The sequence below is a fragment of the Protofrankia sp. CiP1_Cm_nod4 genome, from assembly GCF_982290645.1.
In genome coordinates this window covers 7,104-17,265 of sequence record NZ_CEVIVC010000077.1, presented here as the reverse complement: position 1 = coordinate 17,265, position 10,162 = coordinate 7,104, and the positions used below count along the sequence as shown (strand labels likewise).

13 protein-coding genes and 1 pseudogene are annotated in these 10,162 nt (G+C 68.8%); 10 read left to right on the top strand and 4 right to left on the bottom strand.

All coding sequences use genetic code 11. The features are described from left to right. The coding region (locus AC5LSR_RS15275; RefSeq protein ID WP_493468603.1) for a hypothetical protein at positions 1-181 on the bottom strand (181 nt) is incomplete at its 3' end. 1,115 nt (positions 182-1,296) lie between these two features. Further along, the gene (locus AC5LSR_RS15270) at positions 1,297-1,524 is read right to left on the bottom strand and encodes a helix-turn-helix transcriptional regulator (RefSeq protein WP_250285005.1); all 228 of its coding nucleotides are present in this window, start codon (positions 1,522-1,524) and stop codon (positions 1,297-1,299) included. A gap of 77 nt (positions 1,525-1,601) precedes the next feature. Between AC5LSR_RS15270 and AC5LSR_RS15265 the strand changes: the two genes are divergently transcribed. The 4 genes and pseudogenes from AC5LSR_RS15265 to AC5LSR_RS15250 form a co-directional block, all read left to right on the top strand. Next, entirely contained in the window at positions 1,602-1,913 is a 312-nt protein-coding gene (locus AC5LSR_RS15265; RefSeq protein WP_250285007.1) for a hypothetical protein, read from the top strand. 119 nt (positions 1,914-2,032) lie between these two features. Then, positions 2,033-2,176 (top strand): hypothetical protein, encoded by a 144-nt coding sequence (locus AC5LSR_RS15260; protein WP_250285008.1) that lies wholly within the window; start codon positions 2,033-2,035, stop codon positions 2,174-2,176. Position 2,177: 1 nt separating this feature from the next. Next, positions 2,178-2,807 carry a 5-formyltetrahydrofolate cyclo-ligase gene (locus AC5LSR_RS15255; RefSeq protein WP_250285010.1) on the top strand — a complete coding sequence of 210 codons (630 nt, stop codon included), beginning with the start codon at positions 2,178-2,180 and terminating at the stop codon, positions 2,805-2,807. Positions 2,808-3,061: 254 nt separating this feature from the next. Continuing rightward, positions 3,062-3,154: pseudogene (locus tag AC5LSR_RS15250) on the top strand (FmdB family zinc ribbon protein); the annotation flags it as partial. Positions 3,155-3,216: 62 nt separating this feature from the next. Here AC5LSR_RS15250 and AC5LSR_RS15245 read toward each other — a convergent pair. Beyond that, positions 3,217-3,492 (bottom strand): hypothetical protein, encoded by a 276-nt coding sequence (locus AC5LSR_RS15245; protein ID WP_250285032.1) that lies wholly within the window; start codon positions 3,490-3,492, stop codon positions 3,217-3,219. A gap of 168 nt (positions 3,493-3,660) precedes the next feature. Here AC5LSR_RS15245 and AC5LSR_RS15240 point away from each other — a divergent pair, with 168 nt between their 5' ends. Together AC5LSR_RS15240 and AC5LSR_RS15235 are read left to right on the top strand one after the other, a co-directional pair. Next, entirely contained in the window at positions 3,661-4,488 is an 828-nt protein-coding gene (locus AC5LSR_RS15240) for an SAF domain-containing protein (RefSeq protein WP_250285012.1), read from the top strand. A gap of 254 nt (positions 4,489-4,742) precedes the next feature. Beyond that, complete coding sequence (locus AC5LSR_RS15235) at positions 4,743-5,114, top strand: hypothetical protein (RefSeq protein ID WP_250285014.1); 372 nt, start codon at positions 4,743-4,745, stop codon at positions 5,112-5,114. 26 nt (positions 5,115-5,140) lie between these two features. Here AC5LSR_RS15235 and AC5LSR_RS15230 read toward each other — a convergent pair whose 3' ends face one another. After that, complete coding sequence (locus tag AC5LSR_RS15230) at positions 5,141-5,569, bottom strand: hypothetical protein (protein ID WP_250285016.1); 429 nt, start codon at positions 5,567-5,569, stop codon at positions 5,141-5,143. 416 nt (positions 5,570-5,985) lie between these two features. On the opposite strand from AC5LSR_RS15230, the gene AC5LSR_RS15225 reads away from it, so the two are divergent. The 4 genes from AC5LSR_RS15225 (at position 5,986) to pstA (ending at position 10,143) form a co-directional block, all read left to right on the top strand. Continuing rightward, positions 5,986-6,396 (top strand): STAS domain-containing protein, encoded by a 411-nt coding sequence (locus AC5LSR_RS15225; RefSeq protein ID WP_250285018.1) that lies wholly within the window; start codon positions 5,986-5,988, stop codon positions 6,394-6,396. Between the two features lie 446 nt (positions 6,397-6,842). Further along, positions 6,843-7,946, top strand: coding sequence for a phosphate ABC transporter substrate-binding protein PstS (pstS, locus tag AC5LSR_RS15220; protein WP_250285019.1), 1,104 nt, complete (start codon positions 6,843-6,845; stop codon positions 7,944-7,946). Positions 7,947-8,068: 122 nt separating this feature from the next. Then, on the top strand, positions 8,069-9,088 hold the full coding sequence (pstC, locus tag AC5LSR_RS15215; protein WP_250285028.1) for a phosphate ABC transporter permease subunit PstC: 1,020 nt from the start codon (positions 8,069-8,071) through the stop codon (positions 9,086-9,088). Further along, positions 9,085-10,143: a phosphate ABC transporter permease PstA gene (gene pstA / locus AC5LSR_RS15210; RefSeq protein WP_250285020.1), complete on the top strand. Its 1,059-nt coding sequence runs from the start codon at positions 9,085-9,087 to the stop codon at positions 10,141-10,143. Before pstC ends, pstA begins: the two co-directional genes overlap by 4 nt. Positions 10,144-10,162: the final 19 nt, after the last annotated feature.

Below are 10,162 nucleotides of genomic sequence, written 5' to 3'. Positions count from 1 at the left end.
CACGGCGGCGTTGTTCGCTAGAGCACCGGTCAAGTAGCGCGGATCCCATCCACGGACCACCCGTGCAGGCCATGATCCAGGCTATTTTGTCGTTGTGTACGCTTTTGCGGCCAAAAAGCGTACACAACGACAAAATAGCGCCGATCTTCTCCGGTAGCTGGCGCTCATCGAAGCGGGCCACCGTTCGGGGGGATACGTATGGTTACCCGACCGGCGCTCTAGGGGTGAACGTCCTGGGGCCGGGTGCGATGCTCAGCCCGCTCCCGCTCCCGCTCCCGCTGCTCAGGCGTGGCGGGACGGCGAACGGAGGTTCCGGACGGCACGGCGGGGGCCGGCAGCCCGGGCCCGGGCCCAGAGGCGACGTCCCGGCGCCGCGGCGGCCTATAGTCGATCATGGGATCGTCGGTGCGGGCCTGGATGGCGCACGGGCGCCCCCTGGAGGCGTCCACGGCGTACAGCCCTGTTATGGACGTATCGGTTACGGATATGTCTGCCGGTTACCTGAGGGGCTTCCGGCGGCATGAAGGCCGCGGGGCTCGGAAGGGGATGGGTGCCGTTGCCGGACCGGCGCTGGTGATGGACGACATCCGCAGGTCACGGCCCTGCCGGGTACGACGCGATGCGGCCGGGCCGCGTTCTCAAATATAGACAGATTATTATTCTGTTTCTGTTCGACCGGTTCACCGGGCTGGCCGTCGGGGCCGTCGGGCGTCCGGGGCGGCAAGGAAGATGATCTGGTTGCCCTCGGCTGTCCGGGCGGCGCCGCGGGCCCGCGCTGCCCCGCCATTTCGTGGATTCGAGGTCATTCCGCGGATTCGTGTCATCGCGGATAACGTCGACAACGGTGGCCAATGGGGCGTCCGCGTCCGATGGATGTCGCCTGACAGGGCCGCTGAGGACAGGGCCGCTGAGGAGGGGCCGCTGAGGAGGGGCCGCTGAAGAGGGCATCTGTCGGTACGGTGCGGCATCCGGCCGGGGCGGTGCCTCCGGTGGGACTGCTGTCCGGGACCGTTGTCCCCGGCGGTCGTCCTGCGTGGCCTGGAGGCGGGCGTTCGCCGTCGGGAGGGCCCGGGCCCGGCGGGCGGAAGAGCCCCGGAGTATCCGTCGGACAGTGCTCGGCCGGATCCGCTGCGGTTGTGTGCTCGAGTGTCGGAAGCCCGCTGATGCGGGTAGGCCGATCATCTGTCACACGGTGTTGCCCGGGATCCCCGCCGGGGGGTTCCGGGCCGTGCGCTCCCCGTCCGCCGGCTTGTCTGGCGGCCCGCGAAGAGCGACGATCGCATCGGCCTCGGCCGGTCAGATCTTTCGCCGTCGGTAGTACTCGACGATCCACGCGTCGATGTCGCGCTTGCGCCAGACCCTGGTCCCTTTGGAGCCCTCGGTCGGCGCGTTGACGATCTGCAGGGGGGGAGGGAACTGCGGGTCTTTGCGCGTCCAGTAGTCAACCGCCTGGCGCGTGATCTTCAGCTGGAACGCTATGTCCCCGATGCCAACCAAACGCTCACCGTCGTCCACGCGGAACATCGTAGCCTCTTTGCTAACTGTCAAGGTTACCGCTATGGTTTGTTTTGCTAAACAGCAAATATTTTGGGAGGACGTCGATGGTGACACCGGTGGCCCGTCGTGCCGGCGTTCGAGCGATGCTCGACCGAGACGAAGCATATGATCAAGACCCGAATGGGGAGCCCCCGATCTCGGTGCTCCGTTACCGCCGCGCCCTGCGGGCGGCGATCGATGTCGGGCCCGAGTTCGTGGCAGAGCAGGGAATGCCCAGGTCAGGGGCGGAAGCCAAGGCATACTCGGCAGGCGTGCGCGACGCGCTGGACACGGTCGTGGGCGCTATCGCACGGGGAATCGAGCGTGTCCAGGACCCGGCCCCCCCGGCCGACGAGCCCCCGCGGACCGAGAAGTGACTGGTACGACACCCCCGGAGCGGGGCATACGGGTTCAGGGGGAAGACCGACCGACGCCGGACGAGCCAGGTGGGCCGGACGGGGCTGCCGGACGCTTCCAGCAGGCAGGAGGAGCGCTCGTGTGGGACGAGGAACGGTCCGACGACGACCGTGACATCGGTTGGGGTGACGACCAGGGCTGGTCGGAGGGGGAACTGGATGCCGACCTCGAGCGGTTGCGTGCCGAGCGCCCTCCGCACCACATCGAACGGGACGTCCGCTGACGTGCGCGAGGACGGGACCAAGACGTCGCTGCGCGCACGCCTGCTCGCGGCGCGAGCGGGCCGGCTCGCTGGTACGGACCACCCTGTCGTCGCGGGGGCGGCCGAGACGAACGGCGCCGCGACGACGGCTCGGCGGATCCTCGATCTCCCGGAGGTCGCCTCGGCCCGCTGGGTCGCGGCCTACGCGAGTCTGCCCGGCGAGCCCGAGACCGGCCGTCTGCTCGGACGGCTCAGGGAGAGGGGGATACGGGTGCTGCTGCCGTCCATGCGGCCCGATCTCGATCTGGATTTCCGGGAGTACACGGGCGCGCTGATCGCCGGCGCGTTCGGTACCCGCGAGCCGCCTCTCGGTGCGGCCGTCTTCGATCTCGACCAGGCGGATGTGATCATTGTCCCGGCGCTGGCGGTCGACGCGCACGGCCGCCGGCTCGGTCGTGGCGGGGGGTCCTATGACCGGGCGTTGCGGCGGGCGAGGCCGGACGCCCTGTTCGTGGCTGTCGTGCACGACAACGAACTGGTTGATCGTGTTCCCACCGAGGCGCATGACGTCGCCGTTCATGTCGTTGTCACGCCGAGAGTCACGTTGCGTTGCGAGACGGTCGATGGCATGCAGAGTCAATGCTCACAGTGATGCTTTGGGGTGCGTGATGTCCGCTGTGTCACTTCGGAGTGTCACTCCGCGGAGCGAAGGCCGAAAGATCATGCTCTGTGGACGGGGGCCCGCGGGCTGACCTGGAGAGACCTGGAGAGACCTGGAGGGGGGTGTCCGGAGAGTAGGGCGCCGGGCTGTTCGCGGCTCTCGGGGTGCTCTTGGAACGCGCGGGGCGCGTCTCGGGTTAGAGTTAGCAGTCGTCGAAGTCGAGTGCTAACTCCGGGGAGGAGTCCGTGCCGCGCTACGAGTACCGCTGCACCGCATGCGATCGTGACCTCGAGGTTGTGCAGAGTTTCCATGACGCGGCGCTGACCGAGTGCCCCACCTGTAGCGGCAGACTGCGCCGGGTGTTCAGTTCGGTCGGGGTCGTGTTCAAGGGCTCCGGTTTCTACAAGACCGACAGCCGGTCCGGTAGTGGCGGTGGCGCCCGGGACAGAGCGAAGGACAAGACCGGCAAGGATGCCGGTGTTGGTACGTCGAGCAAGGAGACAGTGGGCGCTGGTGCCGCCGCCAGCGGCTCGGCGGAGGGCTCGTCGAGCGCGTCCAGCTCGTCGGCCTCCACCGGCTCATCGGCCTCCAGCAGCTCGTCGGCGTCTACCAGTTCGTCGTCGTCGGGATCGTCCGCTTCGGGTACCGCCGCGGCCTGAGGGCCGGCTGCTGCCACGCACGTCCTCGGGTGTCGCGGCGCTCCGGTCGCGAGTCGCTATCCACAGGTTATGACGCTGGATGGCGCTCCGCCGCGAGTTGTCCACAGCGCGCGGCCGAGCGATGACGCCGGTTCGCCGGACGACTAACGTGATCTTCGTTCTGTCGGACGATGATCGCGGAGGTCATGATGTCGCTCGTCGGACGCCAGGCGGTCCGTCCTGGATACAGGCGCGCCTGGCGGATCGCGGTCGGCGCACGACGTCGGGTGCTGGCGGCTGTTCTCGCCGCTTCGGCCATGCTTTTCGCCGTCGCGGCGGTGCGTCCGGCACGGCCGCCGTCCCCGACGCCGGTGGTGGTCGCGGCCGCTGATCTGGCGGGTGGGGCCATCATGGCGGCGACCGACGTCCGGACGGCGTCGTTGCCGACGGACGTTGTACCGGCTGGCGCCGTACGCAGCCCGCGGGATGTGGTCGGACGCACGCTGACGGCTGCGGTTCGACAGGGCGAACCGATCACCGATGCGCGCGTCCTCGGCCCCGGGCTGATCACACGGAGGCAGGCGGCGGCTGGCCTGGTGGCCGCGCCGGTGCGTATCACCGACGCCGGCTCGGTCCTGTTCCTGCGTGTCGGCGATCATGTGAACGTACTGGCAGCCGCCACCGACGTCGGTGGCATGCCGCTGTCGCAGCCGTGGGATGGGACGACAGCTGTGGACCAGCCCGCGGGCCGCCCCACGGATCGTGCCGGGCCCGCCGCCGAGGGGCCGGTGACGCCATCGGCGCTGGCCCCGCACGCGCAGGTCCCGCGCGCGGAGGTGGTTGCCTCCGACGTCGTCGTTCTCGCGCTTCCCGGGGCCGGGGAAACGGCGCAACGCGCTCCCGGCACGGAAGAAGGCGCACTGGTCATCGTTGCCACGACCGCCGGGGTGGCTGCCGCGCTCGCGGGCGCGGCGGTGCACGCCAGGCTGTCAGTGACCGTGCTGGGCGGGCCGTCCATGACCGATACACCGTGATCGGCACACCGTGACCGGATCCGGTGGTGTCGATTTTCGCGATCAACTACGCTATGAAGTTAAGACAAAACGGAAAGTTTTAACCCGGTGTACGAGGCTCGGGCTGTGCGTGCTTGTATCGGGCTTGTCGGCCGAGCGGGCTTTGGCCGCCCCGGCACGGGACTGTTCGCGACAACTGATCCGTGCCGTTGGTAACTCGGCCTGGTAACTGGGCCGCAGCGGAGCGGCCCAGAGACACACAGGAGGGAACGACGATGGGTGTCTCCATCGACGATGGTGCCTGTGGCGCGTGGCAGCGCGTGCCCGAGGAGGTCGTCTGCCGGTTCGAGGGCCTCCCGGGAGCGGCGTACGAAGTGCCGGACGAGGTCACGTGCGCCCTGGAGAGCGGGCATCCGGACAGGCACATGGCCGTTCTCCAGGGCTGGGGGAATCAGGAGGCGTGGCTGGTCTGGAGCACACCCGCGACGGTCACCGCGCCTGGGTGCCGCGCCGAGGGCCTCACCTGCCTGCTGTCGGCGGGACACGTCGGTCGTCATCATGTGATCATGACTGACGTGGTGGAGGACGAAGGCCCCTACTGGTGCGACAGCCGCGCCGACCTTGAAACGCGGCGTGTGCGTACCTGACGGCTGGTCGGCGCGGACCGTCGTGCTCACCCGTGGCCGGCGGCCTCGTCCGCGCCGTCCACGCTGAAGATCAGAACGACGTCGGTGTCGCTGGCGAAGTCAACGAGACGGGCGTGGGCGGGCAGCCTGCCGAGCAGCCAGGAAAGATCGAAAACGGTGGTCCCTTCGCAGATCGTGACGGCGTGCTCGGGTGACGCGGGGCTGTCCGGGCGTGGGCGTGGCGGGTCGTTGCTTGCCGCCCGTGGCTGGTCGCCGGGCTCGCGGGCGGCACACGCGGCGGCGGTGAGGGCCGCGGCAAGGCGGTGGGCCTCCTGCGCAGCCAGGTACGTGGCGTGGTCGGTACCGGGCAGCGGCGACCGGACACGGAGCAGGATCGTCGCCGGCCCGATACCGGTACCGGGCTGGACGCCGATGCTGATCTGAGCGCCGTCGGCCCGGCTGACGAGGGTGGACACTCGGTCGTTCCCTGATCGGGACTGTGCTGCTGCGTTGGTCATGTGACCAGCGTCGTTGGTGATGGTTGCCGGATCCATCCCGTTAGACGGGGAGTTTTACTGGCTTGTCTGTTTTTGTGCTGATATATTCGCCTGTCGGGAGCCCATCTGTCGCCAGTGGCCCCGTCACGAGGGGCGGGTCGCGTTGGGCGGCTCGCTGGGCAGGTCACCGAGCCGGTCACGGTCGGCCGCGGGGAGCCACGGTTGTTCATGGCGGTTGCCCGCAAGGGGCCGTGGTTGTGCGCAAGGAGACAGTGTGGATTTTCGCGGTTCGGGGTAGAGCCGGGGGTGTCACGCCCGATCAGGGGCGGGCAGCGACGTGGGAGCGCACCGGCCAGCTCCCGTGCCGCTGGGGACGTCCGGTCGGTCCGGGAGCCATGTATCCCAGCGTTCGTGTCGAGGTGAGTGGCCGGCAGGCCATGGTCGTCCGTCCCATCGGTGACGTTGACTACTCTTCGCTGGAACCTCTGCGCGAAGCGCTGCTGGACGCGCGGATCGCCGGGGCCAGGGACATCATCGTGGACCTCGCCGAGGTCAGCTTCATGGACTCGCAGGGCCTCGCCGTGATTCTTTTTGCGCATCAGCGCCAGCGTTCCGTCGGCGGTCGTCTCATTCTGCGCAGCCCCAGCGAGGAGATCACTCGGTTGCTGCGTGTCACCAATGTTGCCCATGTCATCGACGTCGAGAGCGCGAACAGCCAGCGTGGCCCCGCTGCTCCACACCCTGGGGAGCATGCCGGGGGGCGTACCGGGGGAGAGGTCCCCCGGCGTTCCCAGTGGCGCGGATAGGCTCGCGGACACACTGCCCGGCGTGTTCCGCGGCCCCGGCGTAGCCGGCCGGACGCATCACGGAACGTCCCGACGCCCAGCCCCGCCGTCGGGGCTGACCACCGTCCGCGCCGCTGGCCGCGACATTTTCGCGGCTTCGCCCGGCGGGCGCCGACGGTCGTCGGCGCGAACAGCGGACACGAACAGCGGACGCCGGTGGGCCAGGGGAGGCCCATGCCGCCGGGCTACCGGTTTGCCGTGGCGCGGGCGTGTCGCGGCGGCCGGGGCCCACCCGCCGCGACCTGCGCGGCCGCTTCGCCCGATCCCGGATGTGTTCTGATCAGCGTCCGTTTCGCGTCCGCTCCCATTCATCTTTCGTTCATTCTGAATCGCTTCGATTCTCGCCGGCACCCCGGTCCGGGGGCGGACGGAGCAGCGCTGTTGCGCTGAAGTCGAAGGGTCGCTTTGTGAACATAAGGAAGCGTCAGGTCGCGGTCGTGGGCCTTGCGATGTCGGCGGTGCTGGGGGTGGCCGCCTGCGGTTCCGACAACGAGGAGGTGGCGACGCCGGGAGGCGGCAGCACCACGTCCGCGATCTCCTGCGCGACAGGGTCGATCACCGCGTCGGGCTCCTCGGCGCAGAAGAACGCGATAGACGAGTGGGTGAAGAAATACCAGCAGGCGTGTGCCAGTTCGTCGATCAACTACCAGTCGGTCGGCTCCGCCGCGGGCAGGCAGGCGTTCGTCGACGGCCAGACGGCGTTCGCGGGTTCGGATTCGTCGATCAAGGATGACCAGGCGGCCAACGCGGCCAAGCGCTGCACCGGCGGCCAGCTCGTCGACCTGCCCATGGTCGCCGGCCCGGTAGCCGTGATCTACAACCTCGCCGAGGTGAAGGACCTGCAGCTCAGTGCCCCGACGCTGGCGAAGATCTATTCTGGTGCGGTCACCAGGTGGAACGACCCCGTGATCGCGGCTGACAACCCCGGGGCCTCCCTGCCGGACAAGGCGGTCGTCTCGGTGCACCGCTCCGACGGCTCGGGCACCACGGACAACTTCACCAAGTACCTCGACGGCGTCGCCAAGGCCGACTGGACGCACGGGTCCGGCTCCGACTGGAAGGCCCAGGGCGGCCAGGGCTCCAAGGGCAGCGACGGGGTGACCCAGACCGTCAAGTCGACCACCGGCGCCATCGGCTACGTCGAGCTGTCCTACGCGGAGAACGCCGCCCTGTCGACAGCAAAGATCAAAAATGGTGCCGGTGAGTACGTCACGGTCAGCACGGACGCCGCGTCCAAGGGCCTGGGCACAGCCAAGATCGCCGAAGGCAACGACCTGAAACTGACCTTCGACTACGCCGCGGCGACATCCGGCGCGTACCCGATCTACCTGGTCACCTACGAGATCACCTGCACCAAGGGCCTGCCCGCGGACCAGGCCGCGCTGGTGAAGTCCTTCCTGACCTACACCTCCTCCGCGGACGGTCAGGCCGCTATCGCCAACCTCGGTTACGCTCCGCTCCCGAGTGGGCTTGCAGCGAGGGTGCGCTCGGCCGTAGCGACAATTTCATGATTCTGAAACGGCGATCCGGTACCCACAAGTCCTGACCGGACGATCCATCGCTGTGCCCGCCCGCCCGCCGCGTGAGGCGGGCGGGCGGGCACACTGCCTGACACAACCTGTTGAGAGGCATGATGAGCAGTGAGCCGGACGGCCCCCGGAAAGGCTCGCCGGGGAACGACGCCGCCGTGGCCACGGCGGAGCCCACCAACAGCAGCGACGGCGCCCGGGCCAGACCCATGGACGCCCTGTTCAAAAACCTGACCCGGTCGGCCGGTCTCGGCCTTCTCGCGCTCATCGCCGCGATCGCGGCCTTTCTGGTGCTGGAGGCGACGGACGCCCTCAGCGCCAACACCGGCAACTTCCTGACTACCACGGAGTGGTTCCCGAACGGCTCGCCGCCGGTCTTCGGAGTCGCGGCCCTGCTGTTCGGCACGCTGCTCACGGCCGTCATAGCAATGGCCATCGCCGTGCCGGTGGCGGTCGGCATCGCACTGTTCATCACGGTGTACGCGCCTCGCCGGTTCGCGGCCCCGCTGGCGTTCGTCGTGGACCTGCTCGCCGCCGTCCCCAGCGTCATCTTCGGGCTGTGGGGCCTGATCGTGCTCGTCCCGCGCATGGAGGGCGTCCAGAAGTTCCTCACCGACTATTTCGGCTGGATTCCGCTGTTCGCCACCGACAACAGCGTTGTCGGACGTTCGATCTTCGTCGCGTCGGTCGTCCTGGCCATCATGATCCTGCCGATCGTCGCAGCCCTCTCCCGGGAGGTCTTCCTCCAGGTGCCGATCGCGCACCGGGAGGCCGCTCTCGCTCTCGGCGCGACCCGGTGGGAAATGATCCGCACGGCGGTGCTCCCGTACGGCCGGCCGGGAGTCATCAGCGCGTCGATGCTCGGGCTCGGGCGCGCGATGGGGGAGACGATCGCGGTCGCCCTGGTACTGCCCGCGTCCTTCGGCATCTCCTGGCAGATCCTGTCGCCGGCCGGCAACACCATCGCCGCGAACGTGGCGAACGGCTTTGCCGAGGCCAACAGCGTCGGTCGCGGAGCGCTCATCGCCTCCGGTCTCGTCCTGTTCGTCGTCACTATGATCGTCAATATGATCGCCCGGGCCATCATCGCCCGCCGACGTGAATTCTCAGGTGCCGCCGCATGAGTACATCGACTGCCGCCATGGCCGCCGCCCCCGGTGGCCTGCATCTGGTCGGCCGACGGCTGCCGCGGGCGGTGTTCCCCGCGATCGGCGCCGGTGCCGTCGCCGCCACCGTCGTGCTGTACGTGCTGGCCCCGATAACGAGCCGGATCCAGTTCGTGCTGATCGCCGGGGCGCTCTACCTGATCGGCCAGACCGTGGCGTCGATCGCCGTCGAGGGCTCCCGGCGGGCCACCGACCGTGGCGTCACCACCCTGGTGTACCTCGCCTTCCTGCTCGCGGTCATCCCGCTGGTCGCGGTGTTGGCGAGCGTGATCTCCAAGGGCGCGCAACGCGTCGACGTCAATTTCCTCACCCACTCCATGCGGAACATCGGGGCGCGGGACGCCGGCGGCGGCATCTACCACGCCCTGATCGGGACCCTGGAACAGATCGCCCTGGCCAGCCTTCTCGCCGTTCCGTTCAGCCTGCTGGTAGCGATCTACCTGGTCGAGTACGGCCGGGGCCGGATCAGCCGGACCATCAGTTTCTTCGTGGACGTGCTGACCGGCCTGCCCTCCGTCATCGCCGGTCTGTTCATCCTGGCGTTCTACATCCTCGCGCTCGAGCAGAAGCCAACCGGTTTCGCCGGCGCGCTCGCCCTGACGATCCTGATGATCCCCGTTGTGGTGCGCTCCGCCGAGGAGATGCTCAAGCTCGTCCCGAACGATCTTCGGGAGGCCAGCTACGCGCTCGGTGTCAGCCGGTGGCGGACGATCGTCAAGGTCGTGCTCCCGACCGCGCTGCCGGGGATCGTCACCGGGGTGATGCTCGCGGTGGCCAGGGTCGCCGGTGAGACCGCGCCGCTGCTGCTGACCATCTTCGGGACCGACTCCATCAACTTCAACCCGTTCTCCGGCCCGCAGTCGGCGCTGCCGCTGTACATCTACTCGCAGGCCGGCCAGCCGCAACAGGTCGCCATCGACCGGGCCTGGGGTGCCGCGCTGACGCTCATCGTCCTGGTGATGCTGCTCAACGCGGCCGCGCGACTGATCGCCCGGCTGGCCAGGGTCCGGTGATGCTTTCCTCTCCTGCCCC

Coding starts and splice junctions, on each gene's coding strand:
- AC5LSR_RS15270 (WP_250285005.1), bottom strand. CDS start 1,524: ATGTTCCGCGTGGACGACGGTGAGCGTTTGGTTGGCATCGGGGACATA.
- AC5LSR_RS15265 (WP_250285007.1), top strand. CDS start 1,602: ATGGTGACACCGGTGGCCCGTCGTGCCGGCGTTCGAGCGATGCTCGAC.
- AC5LSR_RS15240 (WP_250285012.1), top strand. CDS start 3,661: ATGATGTCGCTCGTCGGACGCCAGGCGGTCCGTCCTGGATACAGGCGC.
- AC5LSR_RS15235 (WP_250285014.1), top strand. CDS start 4,743: ATGGGTGTCTCCATCGACGATGGTGCCTGTGGCGCGTGGCAGCGCGTG.
- AC5LSR_RS15225 (WP_250285018.1), top strand. CDS start 5,986: ATGTATCCCAGCGTTCGTGTCGAGGTGAGTGGCCGGCAGGCCATGGTC.
- pstC (WP_250285028.1), top strand. CDS start 8,069: ATGAGCAGTGAGCCGGACGGCCCCCGGAAAGGCTCGCCGGGGAACGAC.
- pstA (WP_250285020.1), top strand. CDS start 9,085: ATGAGTACATCGACTGCCGCCATGGCCGCCGCCCCCGGTGGCCTGCAT.